10 protein-coding genes, 2 pseudogenes and 1 riboswitch are annotated in these 15,569 nt (G+C 70.3%); of the genes and pseudogenes, 5 read left to right on the forward strand and 7 right to left on the reverse strand.

Annotation, left to right across the window (positions count from 1 at the left end):
* From CR938_RS08795 to CR938_RS08805, 3 genes are all read right to left on the reverse strand, one after another.
* Positions 1 to 353, reverse strand: a 353-nt coding sequence (locus CR938_RS08795; RefSeq protein ID WP_162124656.1) for a transposase, incomplete at its 3' end; no start/stop codon positions are given.
* A 209-nt stretch (positions 354 to 562) separates the two neighbouring features.
* Complete coding sequence (locus tag CR938_RS08800; protein WP_211365208.1) at positions 563 to 1,867, reverse strand: NTP/NDP exchange transporter; 1,305 nt, start codon at positions 1,865 to 1,867, stop codon at positions 563 to 565.
* Between the two features lie 8 nt (positions 1,868 to 1,875).
* Positions 1,876 to 2,817, reverse strand: a complete 942-nt coding sequence (locus CR938_RS08805) for an aldo/keto reductase (protein WP_162124657.1) — start codon at positions 2,815 to 2,817, stop codon at positions 1,876 to 1,878.
* A gap of 130 nt (positions 2,818 to 2,947) precedes the next feature.
* Positions 2,948 to 3,092: riboswitch (yybP-ykoY riboswitch) on the forward strand.
* 47 nt (positions 3,093 to 3,139) lie between these two features.
* On the opposite strand from CR938_RS08805, the gene CR938_RS08810 reads away from it, so the two are divergent.
* The gene (locus tag CR938_RS08810) at positions 3,140 to 3,706 is read left to right on the forward strand and encodes a manganese efflux pump MntP (protein WP_162124658.1); all 567 of its coding nucleotides are present in this window, start codon (positions 3,140 to 3,142) and stop codon (positions 3,704 to 3,706) included.
* A gap of 20 nt (positions 3,707 to 3,726) precedes the next feature.
* Here the strand turns inward: CR938_RS08810 and CR938_RS08815 are convergent, their stop codons facing one another.
* The 3 genes from CR938_RS08815 to CR938_RS08825 all read right to left on the reverse strand — a co-directional run bounded on the left by CR938_RS08815 (position 3,727) and on the right by CR938_RS08825 (position 7,188).
* Complete coding sequence (locus CR938_RS08815) at positions 3,727 to 4,173, reverse strand: universal stress protein (protein WP_162124659.1); 447 nt, start codon at positions 4,171 to 4,173, stop codon at positions 3,727 to 3,729.
* A gap of 76 nt (positions 4,174 to 4,249) precedes the next feature.
* Positions 4,250 to 6,427 carry a DNA helicase II gene (gene uvrD, locus CR938_RS08820; RefSeq protein WP_162124660.1) on the reverse strand — a complete coding sequence of 726 codons (2,178 nt, stop codon included), beginning with the start codon at positions 6,425 to 6,427 and terminating at the stop codon, positions 4,250 to 4,252.
* Positions 6,428 to 6,564: 137 nt separating this feature from the next.
* Positions 6,565 to 7,188 (reverse strand): TIGR00645 family protein, encoded by a 624-nt coding sequence (locus tag CR938_RS08825; protein WP_162124661.1) that lies wholly within the window; start codon positions 7,186 to 7,188, stop codon positions 6,565 to 6,567.
* 349 nt (positions 7,189 to 7,537) lie between these two features.
* Here CR938_RS08825 and CR938_RS14655 point away from each other — a divergent pair.
* From CR938_RS14655 to CR938_RS08835, 3 genes and pseudogenes are all read left to right on the forward strand, one after another.
* A pseudogene (locus CR938_RS14655) lies at positions 7,538 to 7,909 on the forward strand (TonB-dependent receptor); the annotation flags it as partial.
* A 1,316-nt stretch (positions 7,910 to 9,225) separates the two neighbouring features.
* Positions 9,226 to 10,110: a TonB-dependent receptor domain-containing protein gene (locus CR938_RS14660; protein WP_246191027.1), complete on the forward strand. Its 885-nt coding sequence runs from the start codon at positions 9,226 to 9,228 to the stop codon at positions 10,108 to 10,110.
* A gap of 64 nt (positions 10,111 to 10,174) precedes the next feature.
* A pseudogene (locus CR938_RS08835) lies at positions 10,175 to 11,686 on the forward strand (MFS transporter); the annotation flags it as partial.
* Positions 11,687 to 11,752: 66 nt separating this feature from the next.
* Here the strand turns inward: CR938_RS08835 and CR938_RS08840 are convergent.
* A complete protein-coding gene (locus CR938_RS08840) occupies positions 11,753 to 12,739 on the reverse strand; it encodes a LacI family DNA-binding transcriptional regulator (RefSeq protein WP_343038579.1) in 987 nt (328 codons plus the stop codon).
* 236 nt (positions 12,740 to 12,975) lie between these two features.
* On the opposite strand from CR938_RS08840, the gene CR938_RS08845 reads away from it, so the two are divergent.
* On the forward strand, positions 12,976 to 15,534 hold the full coding sequence (locus tag CR938_RS08845; protein ID WP_162124663.1) for a glycoside hydrolase family 3 protein: 2,559 nt from the start codon (positions 12,976 to 12,978) through the stop codon (positions 15,532 to 15,534).
* Positions 15,535 to 15,569: the final 35 nt, after the last annotated feature.

A 15,569-nucleotide genomic window follows, 5' to 3' on the forward strand; every position in this document is an offset into this window, starting at 1 on the left:
TTTCCGTTCAAACGATCCCGGTTCTTCGAGAACACGGAGTGATCCCAGACCGGCTCGTCGATCGCGATACCGACGAACCAGCGGAACAGCAGGTTGTAGTGGAGCTGCTCCATCAGCATCCGCTCGCTCCGGATCGAGTAGAACAGCTGCAGCAGCTGCGCCCGCATCAGTTTCTCCGGCGCGATGGAGGCGCGGCCGGTATCGGCGTACAGCGCCGAAAACAGGCCGCTCATGCGCCTGAGCGCCTCATCGGCCAGCTCCCGAATGGATCGGAGCGGATGGTTCGCCGGGACGAAGTCGGCGAGCTTGGCGACCGTGAACAACGATTCCTGAGTGACGTCTGCACCGCGCATCCCACGCCCTCCACTATGGCTGAGGTCGATATCGCAAACAGAGGGCTTGAAAGCAAGCTCTGGCGCGGGAGAATTTCAACAAGCTGCTAGCGCCGCGCAGGCGGCGGCGCGACGCCCCCATCCCCACCACACGCCCCCGCGGCGGGGACGCAGGGCGGCGTGCGGGCCCGCGGCGCCGGGATCCGCCGCCCCGATCGCGGGCGTGGTGCCTACAGGGTGACGGCGGCCTGCTCGCGGCGGCGCTGGGCGCGGCCGAGGCCGAGGCCGGTGCCGGCCCAGACCAGGGCGATGCCGGCGCCGATGAACATGGCCAGCGAGGGATGTTCGCCGATCACGTCCAGCAGGCGCTTGACCCAGCCGCTGAGGGCGTCGCCGCCGCGGTACACCACCGTGTCGATGAAGTTCTTGGCCTTGTACTTGTCCTCGGCCGCGACCACCGTGTAGAGCATCTCCCGGCCCGGCCGCACCAGCGCGTACTCGCCGGCGCGGCGGGCGACCATCACCACCACGAACACCGCGAAGGCCGGGGCCAGGGCCAGCCACAGGAAGCCCGCCGCCATCACCAGCGGCACGCCCACCAGCAGCACGCCCACGCCCAGGCGCTGGGCGATGCGCCCGGTCAGGAACAGCTGGGCGAGGATGGACAGCACCTGCACCGTGGTGTCGATCAGGCCGAACACCCGGGTCTGCTGCGCGCGGTCCGGGAACAGCCCGGCCACCAGCCGCGCCTGTTCGAAATACAGGAAGGTGGTGACGGTGGCCAGCAGCACCACGAACAGGGCGATGCCCAGCAGGAACGGCGAGCGGAACACCGCGGTGGCGCCGGCGAACGGGTTGCCACCCAGGCGCACCGGCCGCACCGCCGCGGCGGCCTGCCCGTCCCGCAGCGGATGGCGGTCGCGCCAGCGGTGCAGCCACAGTGCAGTGGCCCCGCTGGCGCCGATCAGCGCCGCCGACAGCAGCAGCAGGCCGCCGTGGCCCAGCGGGCCGACCAGCAGGGTGGTCAGGACCGGGCCGAGCAGGCCGCCGGCGGAGGCGCCGGAGGCCATCAGGGCGAACAGGCGCTTGGCCTCGCCGGCAGCGAACACGTCGGCCAGCACGCTCCGGGCCAGGGAGATCAGCAGCATGTTGATCACCGAGACCCAGATGAAGAACGCGCGCCCGGCCCACACGTGCTCCGGCTGCAGCACCAGGCCCGCGCCGAAGCCGAGCAGGGTGGCCACCACGCCACCGAACACCCAGGGCGCGATGCGCCGGCGCGGCACCCGCGAGGCCACCCAGCCGAACAGCGGCAGGATCGCCAGGGTCACCACGAAGGTGCCGGTGAACAGCCACTGCAGGTTGTCCACGCCGCCGGCCACGCCCATGGCCTCGCGTACCGGCCGCAGCATGAAGTAGCCGGTGAACAGCAGGAAGAACATGGCCAGCCCGGCGGCCACCGCCGGGGCCTCGCAGGGGCGCACGCCGAACACGCGCGCCAGCCAGGGCATGTGGCCGCCGGAGCGTTCGCCCATGCGCGGGCTCACGCGGCGAAGCGGCGGACCAGCTCCCGCCGCTGGGCTTCGCTCAGCAGCGGCCCGGTGCCGGCGCGCAGCTGGTCGCGCTGGCGCTCGGGCTTGCCGGTGGCCGGGATCACCGCGGTCACCGCCGGATGGCTGATGGCGAACTTCAGGAACAGCTGCGCCCACGAGGTCACGCCCACCTCCGCGGCCCAGCCCGGCAGCGGCTGGCCGGCCACCTTCGCGAACAGGCGGCCGTCGTCGAAGGCGCGGTTGACCAGCACCGCCACGCCGCGGTCCTGCGCCAGCGGCAGCACCGTGTCGGCGGCCCGCGGCGCGTTGACCGAGTAGTGGATCTGGATGAAGTCCAGCTTCTCCCGGCGCAGGATGCGCTCCATCTCCTCCAGGCCTGCGTCGGTGTAGTGGGTGATGCCCACGTAGCGGGTCCTGCCCTGCGCCTTGAGCTCGTGCGCGTAGGGCAGCTGCTCCTGCCAGTGGCGCATGTTGTGGACCTGCAGCAGTTCGACGTGGTCGGTGCGCAGGCGGCGCAGCGACTCGGCCCACTGCGCCTCGGCCTCCTGGCGGCTGTCGGCGGCGATCTTAGTGGCCAGGAAGCAGCGGTCGCGCCAGCCGCCCTCGTCGAGCAGGCGGCCGAGCACCGTGTCGGAGCGGCCGTAGTTGGGCGAGGTGTCGATCACCCGCCCGCCGCCCTCGAAGAAGATCCGTACGACCTCCCTGAGGGCGGCGTACTCGGGCGAGTCGAAGGCCACGTCGTAGCTGCCCGAGGTGCCGGCGCCGATCACCGGCAGCATCTCCCCGGTGGACGGGACCGCGCGGGCCAGCAGCGGCCCGGGGGTGGCGCTGGATGCGTCCTGCGCTCCGCCGGCGCGCAGCGGGCCGGCAAGCAGGCCGAACCCCACGGCGGCGGACGTGGCGAGGAACCGGCGGCGTGAAGGCGAGTGCATGGTGGTTCTCCTCCTCCTGGCGGCACGGACTTGGCCGGGTCCGATCCTACGCCGGTCCGGCGTCGGCCACATGTCCCGGCGGGCAGTCCCTGCGTTGGCGTACGGTCAAACGGCCGCTTTCCCCGGGGTGTATCATTCCGACCGTTCATTGGGGAGTAGCCTGCTCCGCCCGCCCCGCGGCGGAGCGTCCGCGTCAACATGCTCGGCCAGGCGGCCGTGGCGCGGACGCCATCACGGTTGGCGAGACCAACGGCCCTCCCGGCGGCGTCATGGTTGGACGCCGGCAGGGCCCTGTCCGCCCTCCAACCGCGATGACGCCCCGATGAGCCTTCCCTCCATCCTCCTGATCGGCATGGCCATGTCGACCGATGCCTTCGCCGCGGCGCTGGGCAAGGGCGCGGCCATGCAGCGGCCGCGCCTGCCCGACGCGCTGCGCGCCGGCCTGACCTTCGGCGTGATCGAGGGGCTGACCCCGCTGCTGGGCTGGCTGGCCGGCGTCGCCGCGGCGCGCTACATCAAGGCCTGGGACCACTGGATCGCCTTCGGCGTACTGGCCCTGCTGGGCCTGCACATGGTCTGGCACGGCATCCGCCCGGACGAGGCGGACATCCCGCCGCGCCACCGCGGCTTCTGGGGCATGGCCCTGCTGGCGCTGGGCACCAGCATCGACGCCATGGCGGTGGGCGTGAGCCTGGCCTTTCTGGAGGTGAACATCGCCCTGGTGGCGCTGGTCATCGGCCTGTGCACCCTGGTGATGGTCACCACCGGCATCCTGCTGGGCCGGGTGCTGGGCGCGGTGACCGGCAAGCGCGCCGAGCTGCTCGGCGGCCTGGTGATGATCGGGATCGGCGCGGCGATCCTGTACGAGCACCTGGGCGGGGCGGCCTGATCCGGCCGCCCGCGCGGCGCTCAGCGCACCACCAGCACCGGGATCCGGCAGCGCGCCAGCACCGCCTCGGTCTGGCTGCCCAGCAGCACCTTGCCCAGGCCGCGACGGCCGTGCGAGGCCATCACCACCAGCTCCACGCCGTGCTCCTCGGCGGCCTTGACGATGCCCTCGGCCGGGTACCCGTCCGGCACGTGCACCGTGGCGCACTCCACCCCGGCGGCGGCGGCCTGCGCGGCCGCGTCGCCGAGGATGCGCTGGGCCGAGCGCTCGCAGCCCTGGCGGTACTGCTCGCGCATGGACGGGGCGGCGGTCATGGCCATCGCGTCGTCGAAGGCCGGCATCCACGGCTCGGTGACGGTCACCACCACCACCGGCACCCGCAACGCGGCGGCCAGCTGCAGGCCGTGGTCCAGGCCGCGGTTGCCCAGTTCGGACCCGTCGGTGGCGATCAGGATGCGCTTGTACATGGCGGCTACCTCCGCGCGGCTGTGGCCTGCATTGCACACCCGCGCGGGCGCCGGGGCAATCGGTGCTTCCCCTGCCTCAGGCCGGGCGCAGGTTGGCGAAGGCCAGCACCAGCCACTTGCTGCCGGCCTCGTCGAAGTTGACCTGGACCCGGGCATGCGCGCCGCTGCCCTCGTAGTCGGTGACCACGCCGCGGCCGAAGGTCGGGTGGATGACGCCCTGGCCCAGCTTCAGCGGCGGCGGCTCCAGCACCGGGTGGGCCGCGCGCGGCGGCGGGGCCAGCGGCCGCGACACCTGCACCCGCGGCCGCACCTCGTTGAGCAGGTGGCCGGGGATCTCGCGCAGGAAGCGCGAGGGCATGCCGTAGTTGTCCATGCCGTGGATGCGGCGGGTCTCGGCGTAGGTCAGCACCAGCTTCTGCCGGGCGCGGGTGATGCCCACGTAGGCCAGGCGCCGCTCCTCCTCCAGGCGGCCGGCCTCCTCCAGCGACTTGCTGCTGGGGAACAGGCCCTCCTCCATGCCGACCAGGAACACCAGCGGGAACTCCAGGCCCTTGGCCGAGTGCAGGGTCATCAGCTGCACGCCGTCCTCGTCGGCCTGGGCCTGGCCCTCGCCGGCCTCCAGCGCCGCGTAGGAGAGGAAGGCGACCAGCTCGCTCATGCTCTCCTGCCCGTCGTCCAGCTCGGCGCGGGAGAAGCGCGAGGCCACCGACACCAGCTCGTCCAGGTTCTCCAGGCGCGATTCGGCGTCCAGCTGGCCGCGCGCCTCGCTGGCCCAGTGCTCGCGCAGGCCGGAGCGGCCCAGCACGTGGTCCACGCGGTCCTTCAGCTGCAGGTCGGTGGTCTCCGCGTCCAGGGCCTCGATCAGGCCCAGGAAGCCGGCCACCGCGTTGCGCGCGCGCGCCGCCAGCAGGTTGCCCGAGACCAGTGCCGAGGCCGCCTTCCACAGCGAAGTGCCGTCGCCGCGGGCGCGGCGGCGGATCTCGTCCAGGGTGCGGTCGCCGATGCCGCGCGCCGGGGTGTTGACCGCGCGCTCGAAAGCCGCGTCGTCGTCGCGGTTGGCCACCAGGCGCAGGTAGGCCAGGGTGTCCTTGACCTCGGCCCGCTCGAAGAAGCGCATGCCGCCGTACACCCGGTACGGCACCTGCTCGGCCAGCAACACCTCCTCCAGGGCGCGCGACTGCGCGTTGCTGCGGTACAGCACCGCCGCCTCGCGCCAGCTGCCGCCGTCGCGCACCCACTGGCGGATGCGCTCGACCACGAAGCGGGCCTCGTCCATCTCGTTGTAGGCCGCGTACACGTCCACCGGTTCGCCGTCGCCGGCGTCGGTCCACAGCTGCTTGCCGATGCGGTCCGGGTTGTGGGCGATGACCGCGTTGGCGGCGTTGAGGATGTTGGCGGTGGAGCGGTAGTTCTGCTCCAGGCGGATGGTCCTGGCGCCGGGGAAGTCGCGCAGGAACTGCTGCACGTTCTCCACCCGCGCGCCGCGCCAGCCGTAGATGGCCTGGTCGTCGTCGCCGACCACGAACACCCGGCCGGTGTCGCCGGCCAGCACCCGCACGAAGGCGTACTGGATGGCGTTGGTGTCCTGGAACTCGTCGATCAGCAGGTCGCGGAAGCGGGTGCGGTAGTGCTGCAGCAGGGCCGGGTTGTCGCGCAGCAGCTCGTGCGCGCGCAGCAGCAGCTCGGCGAAGTCCACCAGGCCGGCGCGGTCACAGCGCTCCTGGTACAGCTCGTAGGCCCGGCGCAGCGCCTCGGTCCAGGGGTCGTTGACCGCCTGGATGTGCTGCGGGCGCCGGCCCTCGTCCTTCTGCGCGTTGATCCACCAGGCGATCTGCCGCGGCGGGAAGCGCCCTTCCTCCAGCTCCAGCTGCTGGGCCACGCGCTTGACCAGGCGCAGCTGGTCCTCGGCGTCCAGCACCTGGAAGGACTCGGGCAGGCGCGCCTCGTTCCAGTGCAGGCGCAGCAGCCGGTGCGCCAGGCCGTGGAAGGTGCCGATCCACATGCCGCGCGCGCCGTGGCGCAGCAGCTGGTCGGCGCGGGCGCGCATCTCGCCGGCGGCCTTGTTGGTGAAGGTGACCGCGAGGATCCCGTGGGTGGGCACGCCCAGCACCTCGTTGAGCCAGGCGATGCGGTGGGTCAGGACCCGGGTCTTGCCCGAGCCGGCACCGGCCAGCACCAGGTAGTGGCCGGGCGGCGCCGAGACGGCCTCGCGCTGCGCGGCGTTGAGGCCGTCGAGAAGGTGGGAGACATCCATCCGCCCATTTTACGTCCGCGGGCACCCCGGCCACGGTGCGCGACCGGCGGCGGCGCCGGGAAGGTGAACGGAAAAGGGCCGCCTGGCGGCGGCCCTCCCGGAAAGGCGCGGGCCCGGCAGGCGGGCCGGCGGCTGCCTCACATCACGTGGTGGTCGTGCCGGTGGTTTTGGCTGAAGCTGGCCATGAGCTTGTCGGTCCAGGCGATGCCCAGCGCCGACAGGATGAACACCACGTGGATGATGGTCTGCCACAGCACGCCGTCGGTGGTCAGGGCGCTGCAGCGCGAGGCGCCGATGTTGGAGGCGGCGGTGGCGATCAGCTCCGGCGGGCAGAACGGCAGGCCGTTGAGCACGCCGGCGGCGATGAAGGTCTTCAGCAGGTGGATCGAGGAGATCCCGATGATCGCCATCGCCAGCTTGACCTTCAGCACCGAGGCGTTGACATGGCTCAGCCACTCCGGCTGGTCCGGGTGGCCCTCCAGGCGCAGCCGCGAGACGAAGGTCTCGTAGCCGCCGATGATCACCATCACCAGCAGGTTGGAGATCATCACCACGTCGATCAGGCCCAGCACGATCAGCATGATCTCCTGCTCGCCCATGTTGGAGGCGTCGTGGATCAGGTGCCACAGCTCCTTGGCGAACAGGAACACGTAGACGCACTGGGCCACGATCAACCCCAGGTACAGCGGCAGCTGCAGCCAGCGGGACCAGAAGATCAGCCGGGCCAGCGGGGTCAGGCGGGGCGGTTGCGGGTTCGTCATCGCGGTTCGCTGTCGTGGGGGAGCGCGGAGGTTAACGGCCGCACGGTGGCCTGCCAAGACGCACCCGGTGCCGGCGCGGCCATGCTGCGATGCGGAAGGCAGGCCCCATGAATGCGACCGGATCCGGCCGTTCCCCTGACATCCGTCGGAAATCCGCCGGCCCATGTTGACAGCGTTGTCAACTGCCGTTACAACCCGGTCGGACCCGGGCCTCGGGGCCGGGAATCCGCACACACAAATCAAGTCAACTGCTCCGGGAGGGGAGACATGAGCAGGACATGCCGACGGAGCGCGCTTGCGCGCGCGATCTTCGGCCTCGTTGTTCGCCACCACCTCCGTGCTGCCCGCGATGGCGCAGACGGCCGCCAGCCGGGAGGACGCGCCGCCATCGGGCCAGGCTTCCGAAGCAACCACCCTCGACGCCGTCATCGTGACGGTCGAGCGCCGTGAGCAGGACCTGCAGAAATACGCCGGCACCGCCCAGTCGATCTCCGGCGACGACACCCGCGCACTGGGCATCAACAACGAACTGCGCAACATCCAGACCCTGGTTCCCGGCATGAACATGGCGAACCAGGAAGGCAACCTGGAGATCTTCATCCGCGGCGTGGGCTCGGCCAACAACACCGAGCTCGGCGACCCGGGTGCCGCGCCGCACATCAACGGTGCCTACATCCCCCGCCCGCGCGGCCTGGGCGCCATGTTCTTCGACATCGAGCGCGTCGAGATCAACAAGGGCCCGCAGGGCACCCTGCGTGGCCGCAACGCGCTGGCCGGCACGCTGAACATCATCACCAAGCGCCCGGACCTCGACGCGTTCGGCGGATACGCGCAGCTGGAAGCCGGCAACCGCGACCATCGCGCCGGCGAGTTCGCGCTGAACCTGCCCCTCGGCGGCTGGGCGGCACTGCGCGTGGCCGGCTACAAGAACGAGAAAGGCTCGTCGTTCGAGAACGCGGGCGCCGCCCGGCACCTCGACCCCGCCGGCATCCAGGACGAAAAGGGCGGGCGCATCTCGTTCCTGTACAGGCCGGACGACAAGCTCTCGGTGCTGCTGATGGCCGACATGGGCAAGGAAGGCGGCACCGGCTACCCGGGCGCCAACATCATCGGCGCGGTCCGCGCCGGGTTCATGCCCGACGAGCTGGACCTGCGCAAGGTCATCTACCGTGGCGCCCAGGGCAGGCTCGACAGCACCAACTGGGGCGCGCTCGCCAACATCAGCTACGACTTCGGGCCGGTCACGCTGGAATACCACGCCAGCTACCGCGACGTCGATTTCCAGCAGGTCAACGCGCAGAGCGAGGGCATCTGGTGGCCCGGCCGCAACGTCGACCCGGTCTCGCCCGACAACCCGGGCGGCATCGACTACGACAACTATTCCACGCAGTACTGGATGACCCTGTCGAAGTCGAAGATCCACGAACTCCGGCTGGTGTCCGACGACGACGCCAGGTTCCGCTGGACGGCCGGCCTGTTCCACTTCGAGGAGGAACAGCAGGTGGGCTACCTGTCCCTGGTGGACAAGGGGCGCTGGTACTCGGGCACCGAGTTCACGATGCCGGACGTCAAGGGGCGTTCGTCCGCGATCTTCGCCGACGGCACCTTCGACATCAACGACCGCCTGCGCATCAAGGGCGGCCTGCGCTACACCGAGGAATACAAGTCCCGCTACGGCATCGGCGGCAACTGGGCGCTGGGCCTGCCCGGCGTCGGCGGGGACTTCGCCACCCGCCTCGGCACCCCCGGCTTCAAGCCGGCATTCATGCGCCGCCCGAACTTCGACGTGACCGGCATCACCTCGCAGGCGGACCGTGCCAGGTTCCTCCTTGAGGGCATCCTGTCCCACGGCGCCAACGACACCATCCTGGCGCAGATCGGCCCGGTCGCGGACGGCGGCGACTTCGGCTGCATCGACCGCCCCGACATCGGCGGCGACACCATCGACTGCCCCTACCAGAGCTGGGTCCAGGTGAGCGGCATCCCGGGCAGCAGTTCGGCGAAAGCGAGTTCGACTTCACCGACTGGCGCCTCGGCCTGGAGTACGACCGGAGCGACAACCACCTGCTCTATGCCACGGTCTCCAGTGGCCACAAGGCGGGCGGCTTCAATGACACGTTCGACGTCAACGAGGTCCCCGAGACGTTCAAGCCCGAGTCGATCATCGCCTGGGAAATCGGCAGCAAGTACAGCGGGCGCTGGTTCGGCCGTCCCTCGACCCTCAACGTCAGCGCCTTCTACTACGACTATACCGACCAGGTTTTCCAGGACCTGACGGTCATCGCGGTCAACGAGCTCGGCGAGGCCACCGGCTATTCGCTGGTCAACCGCAACGTCGGCAAGTCGGTGGTGTACGGCGTGGAGGCCGAGAGCGTGCTGCGCTTCGGGAACGGCTTCATGCTCAACCTCAACGCCCTCTGGCTCGACAGCGAGATCAAGGAGGGCGTCGTGGCGGACGTGCGCAGCCAGAACTACGACGCCGGCGGCATCACCTCGATGATCGACCTGTCCGGGAACGAGCTCCCGCTCGCCCCGAAGCTGACGTTCAACGCGAGGCTGCAGCACACCATCGAGCTGGCCCGCGGCACCCTGGACTGGCAGGTCCTCGCCTCCTACCGCTCGGCGTACTACCTGACCCAGTACAACAACCGGGACGTGGTCTTCGTTTCCGACACGGCCGGGACCGTGGACCGCGTCGAGGATGCGGCCACCGCGGGATTCCCGGACCGCCAGAAGGCGGAGACCACCCTCAACGCCGGCATCGGCTTCACCACCCTGGATGGCCACTGGCGCTTCGAGGCCTGGGGCAGCAACCTGCTCGACAAGGACATCTCCCAGAAGGCGCTTGTCGGCTCCGGGATCAACGTCCGCTTCCTCAATGACGCCCGCAGCTACGGCCTGAGGGTCCGCTACCAGTTCTGAGCGCCTTCCCGCCGGACCATCCTGTGGCAAAGTACCAACCCGTCCGGCCGGCCCCGGACGTCCGCCCCCCGGGCCCCATGGCCCGGGGGCCTTTCAACATCTGCAGGAAGAAGACATGACACAGCAGACGCGTTGGCCCCAGTTCCTTGTCCTGATCACGGTCTTCTTCTTCTGGGGCTTCGTCGCCGCGAGCAACGACATCCTGATCCCGGTCTTCAAGAAGGCGTTCCAGCTCACCCAGGCCCAGAGCCAGTACGTGTCCGTGGCGTTCTACGTCGCCTATACCGTCGGCTCGGTCATCTACTTCCTCACTTCCAGGGCCATCGGCGCCGACCTGCTCAACCGCATCGGCTACAAGAACGGCATCGCCCTTGGCCTGGTGATCTCGGCCATGGGTTCGCTGCTGTTCTACCCGGCGGCCAACACCGGTTCGTTCGGGCTGATGCTGTCGGGCCTGTTCATCGTCGGCCTCGGCTTCTCGCTCCAGCAGATCGCCGCCAACCCGCTGGCGATCGTGATGGGCAACCCGGCGACCGGCGCGCAGCGGCTGACCATGGCCGGCGGCGTCAACAACCTCGGCACCACGGTCGGCCCGCTGCTGGTCAGCCTGGCGATCTTCGGCAGCGTGACCGCCGGCAACACCGAGGCCAGCATCGAGAGCGTCAAGGTCCCGTACCTGGTGCTGGGCGCGGCGTTCGTGCTGGTGGCGCTGTTCCTGAAGCTCTCCTCGGTGCCCAACCACATCGACCTGGACAGCATCGCCCGGCAGGAGGCCGAGGACGCGGACAAGCTGGTGCACAAGCCGTCCGCGTTCGCCTACCCGCAGCTCGTGCTGGGCATGATCGCGATCTTCGTGTACGTGGGCGTGGAGGTGGCGACGATCGCCAACCTGCCCGCCTACCTCGAGCTGCCGAAGGAGCGGGGCGGGCTCGGCATCGAGACCGCGCTGATCGCGCCGTTCGTGTCGCTGTACTGGGCCAGCCTGATGATCGGCCGCTGGGCAGGCGCCGCCGGCGCTTTCGACGCCAGCCAGCGCACCCGGCGGATGCTGACCGTGCTGCTGCCCTACCTCGCGTTCGGCGTGTTCCTCACGGTGAACGCCATCGCCCGGCACGAGATCTCGCACTTCTTCGTGTACGCATTCGTGATCGTGCTGATGGTCGCGGCCACCTTCGCCAGCCGTGGCAATCCCGCGCGGATGCTGCTGATCTTCGCCCTGTGCGGCATCGCGGCGCTGCTGACCGGCATGTTCACCACCGGCATGACCAGTGTGGTGGCCTTCATCAGCGTGGGCCTGTTCTGCAGCACGATGTGGCCCTGCATCTTCGCGCTCGCGATCACCGGCCTGGGCACCAACACCAACCAGGGCAGCAGCCTGCTGATCATGATGATCATGGGCGGCGGCCTGGTCAGCTACGCGCAGGGCGCGCTGGCGGATGCCATCGGCATCCACTACAGCTTCATCGTCGGGGTGCTGTGCTTCGCCTACCTGGCGTTCTACGCGGCGCGCACGCCCGTGATCCTGCGCAGGCAGGGCATCAACCTCGACCGGCTGACGGCGCAGGGCGGGCACTGAGCCCGCCCCTGTGCATGGCGCGGCGGGCCCGCCGGCCGCGGGCCCGGGCTTCGCGTGGCCCGCGGCTCAGGCCGGCGCCGGGCCGGTCGAGCGCCGCAGCTGCAGCGTGTAGGGCACCTCGACCATGCCGCCCGAGCCGGGCTTGCGGATCGCCTTGAGCAGCTCGAGCGCGGCGAGGCGGCCCATCTCCCGCGTGGGCTGGCGCACCGTGGTCAGCGCCGGATAGATGTGCCGCGCGATCGGGGTGTCGTCGAAACCGCAGACCGACACGTCGCGCGGCACCGACAGGCCGCGCTCGCAGATCGCGCAGATTGCACCGGCGGCCATGTCGTCGTTGGCGGCGAAGATCGCGGTCGGCGGCCTGGCCAGGTCGAGCAACGCGTTCGTCGCGACGTAGCCGGAGTCGTAGGAAAACTCGCCGTCCACCACCAGCGCGGGCTCGTAGCGCAGTCCCGCGCGCGCTAGCCCTTCCCGGTAGCCCTCCAGGCGCCAGCCGCTGGCGCCATGCGCGGGGTGCCCCTTGATGTGGGCGATGCGGGTGTGCCCGAGCGAGGCCAGGTGTCCGACGATCTCGGCCGCGGCGCGCCGTTCGTCGACGATCACGCCGATGCGGCGGTTCTCCTCCTTCGGGGACACGCTGGCATAGGGCACGCCCAGCTCGTCGAGCCGCCGCAGCAGCGCCTGGTCGTCGGTGATCGGCGGGGTCAGCACCACGCCATCCACCCGCGACTGCACGACCAGCACCTCGACCTTGGCGACGATGTCCTTGGCGTCGTAGACCAGCGGCGCCAGCATCATGTTGTAGTGCTGCGACTGGCAGGCGTCGAGCACGCCGAGCTCCACCTCCATCAGGTAGTTGCTCGACGGGTTGTCGTAGAGCATCGCGACCAGGTACGAGCGCCGGCCTGCGAGCGTGCGCGCGGACGGGTTGGGACGGTACTGCAGCCTGGCGACCGCCTCCTCGACCCGCCTGCGGGTCTCCTCGGAGACGTTGGGTTCATGGTTGAGCACGCGCGAGACGGTCTTCATCGACACGTTCGCGGCTGCGGCCACATCCTCGATCCTGACCCGGTTGCGCTTGACCAAACCGTTGCCCCTCCCCGAAGCGCGGCATTCTGCCAGATGAATGGCGGGCGACGGGCATGGGCCGGGGGGGATGACGCCATGCAACAAGCATCACCGCCGCTCCCGGGCTATCCTGCGCTTCTTGACAACGCTGTCAACCCTTGGCGGACTTTACCGCCGTGACCATCGCCACGAAACCGGCAAACCGTCCACGGAGTCCACCCATGACCCTGCGTGATTCCCTTCCCCTCCGCATCGCCGCGCTGGCGCTCGCCCTGCCGCTCGCGCTCGCGGGCTGCGCGCGCGAACCATCCGGCCGGGAAGCGGCCACGGATCCCGGCACCGTCGTTCCCGCGCACTGGCCGCAGGTGGAATGGCCGTTCCCGCCGGACCCGGAGCTGGAGCGCAAGGTCGACGAACTGCTCGCCTCGATGACCGTCGAGGAGAAAGTCGGCCAGATCATCCAGGCCGACATCGGCAGCGTCACCCCGGAGGACGTGCGCAAATACCGCCTGGGCTCGATCCTCGCCGGCGGCGGCTCCGACCCGGGCGGCCGCTACAACGCGAAGCCGGAGGAGTGGCTTGCGCTGGCCGACGCGTTCTGGGAGGCCTCGATGGACACCAGCGGCGGCGGCAAGGCGATCCCCATCATCTGGGGCATCGACGCCATGCACGGCCACAGCAACATCGTCGGCGCCACCCTGTTCCCGCACAACATCGGGCTCGGTGCGACGCGCAATCCCGACCTGCTGCGCGAGATCGCGCGCATCACCGCGATCGAGATCCGCACCACCGGCATGGAGTGGACCTTCGCTCCCACCGTCACCGTGCCGCAGGACGACCGCTGGGGCCGCACCTACGAAGGCTACTCGGAGGACCCGGAGCTGGTCACCGGGTACGCGGGCGTGTTCGTCGAGGGCCTGCAGGGCAGGCCCGGCACGCCGGAGTTCCTCGACGACCACCACGTGCTGGCCACGGTCAAGCACTTCCTCGGCGACGGCGGCACCACCGACGGCAAGGACCAGGGCAACACCGAGGTCACCGAGGCGCAGCTGCGCGACATCCACGGCGCGGGCTACGTGACCGGGATCGCCGCCGGCGCGCAGACGGTCATGGCCTCGTACAACAGCTTCCACGGGCAGAAGCTGCATGGCCACCGCCCCCTGCTCACCGACGTGCTCAAGGGGCGGATGAACTTCGGCGGCTTCATCGTCGGCGACTGGAACGGCCATGGCCAGGTCCCGGGCTGCACCAACACCGACTGCCCGGTTACCTTCAACGCCGGCCTGGACATGGCGATGGCGCCCGACAGCTGGAAGGGGCTGTACGAGTCCACGCTGGCGCACGTGAAGGCCGGCACCATCCCGATGGAACGGCTCGACGACGCCGTGCGCAGGATCCTCACGGTGAAGTTCCGCATGGGCCTGTTCGAAAAGCCCAGGCCCTCGGAGCGCGTGCTCGGTGGCCGGTTCGAACTGCTCGGCGCGCCCGAGCACCGCAAAGTCGCGCGCCAGGCGGTGCGCGAGTCTCTGGTGCTGCTGAAGAACGCGAACGGCATCCTGCCCCTGCATCCGAAGCAGCGGATCCTGGTCGCGGGCGACGGCGCCGACGACGTCGGCAAGCAGTCCGGCGGCTGGACGTTGACCTGGCAGGGCGACGGCACCACCCGCGCCGACTTCCCCAACGCCGATTCGATCTGGGAGGGACTGAAGGCCCAGATCGAGGCCGCCGGCGGCCAGGCCGAACTCGCCATCGACGGCCGCTACACGCGCAAGCCTGACGTGGCCATCGTGGTGTTCGGCGAGGATCCCTATGCCGAGTTCCAGGGCGACCTGCCGAACCTGTTGTTCAAGGGCGGAAAGTCCGGCGACCTGGAACTGATCCGCAGGCTCAAGGCCGACGGCATCCCGGTGGTGTCGGTGTTCCTCAGCGGCCGCCCGCTGTGGGTCAACCGCGAGATCAACGCCTCCGACGCCTTCGTCGCCGCGTGGCTGCCGGGATCGGAGGGTGGCGGCATCGCCGACGTGCTGTTGCGCGGGCCGGACGGCGGCATCCAGTACGACTTCAAGGGCAGGCTCGGCTTCTCCTGGCCGAAGCGCGCCGACCAGTACGCCAACAACGTCGGCCAGCCGGACTACGACCCGCTGTTCCCGTACGGCTACGGCCTGACCTACGCCGACGACGGCAACCTGCCGGAGCTGTCCGAGGACCCGGGCATCGACCCCGATTCCTCGCGCACCAACACCTGGTTCGAGCACGGCGTCGCCACCACCGGCCTTACCCTGCGCCTGGTCGGCGCCGACGACGTGGCGATGGACGTGATCCACCCGATGGCCCGGACCGGGGACGGTTCGCTGGAGATGGCCGCGATCAACCACGAGCGCCAGGAAGGCGCGCGCGTGTTCGCGTTCTTTGCCCCCGCCACCGTGCAGCTGCGCGCCAACGCGCCGCTCGACCTGGGCCGCGAGACCAACGGCGACGTGTTCGTGGTCGCCGAGCTGCGCGTGGACGCGCTGCCCGACGATGGCCAGGCCTTCCTCGCCGCCGGCTGCGGCGAAGGCTGCGGCGGCGAGGTCGCCATCGGCGAGGCGCTGGCCAGGCTGCCGAAGGGCGAATGGACCCGGCTCGGCGTGCAACTGAAGTGCCTGCGCGCGGCCGGCGCCGACACCAGCCGGCTCGACGTGCCGTTCGCGCTGCGCGCGGGCGCCGGCGCGAAGATTGCCCTCACCCGGGTCGCCGCGGGCACCACGTTCGACCACAGGGCCGACTGCCCGACGCAGTGACCCCTGCGAACCACGGCCGGCCCATGCCGGCCGTG

Origin of the sequence: Pseudoxanthomonas taiwanensis (assembly GCF_010093135.1) — a bacterium.
Lineage (GTDB): Bacteria > Pseudomonadota > Gammaproteobacteria > Xanthomonadales > Xanthomonadaceae > Pseudoxanthomonas > Pseudoxanthomonas taiwanensis.

Bases quoted from the DNA above. Each gene is read 5' to 3' on its own strand.
- CR938_RS08810 (WP_162124658.1), top strand. From the start codon at position 3,140: ATGAGCCTTCCCTCCATCCTCCTGATCGGCATGGCCATGTCGACCGAT.
- CR938_RS08845 (WP_162124663.1), top strand. From the start codon at position 12,976: ATGACCCTGCGTGATTCCCTTCCCCTCCGCATCGCCGCGCTGGCGCTC.
- CR938_RS08800 (WP_211365208.1), bottom strand. From the start codon at position 1,867: ATGGGCGAACGCTCCGGCGGCCACATGCCCTGGCTGGCGCGCGTGTTC.
- CR938_RS08805 (WP_162124657.1), bottom strand. From the start codon at position 2,817: ATGCACTCGCCTTCACGCCGCCGGTTCCTCGCCACGTCCGCCGCCGTG.
- CR938_RS08825 (WP_162124661.1), bottom strand. From the start codon at position 7,188: ATGACGAACCCGCAACCGCCCCGCCTGACCCCGCTGGCCCGGCTGATC.
- CR938_RS08815 (WP_162124659.1), bottom strand. From the start codon at position 4,173: ATGTACAAGCGCATCCTGATCGCCACCGACGGGTCCGAACTGGGCAAC.
- uvrD (WP_162124660.1), bottom strand. From the start codon at position 6,427: ATGGATGTCTCCCACCTTCTCGACGGCCTCAACGCCGCGCAGCGCGAG.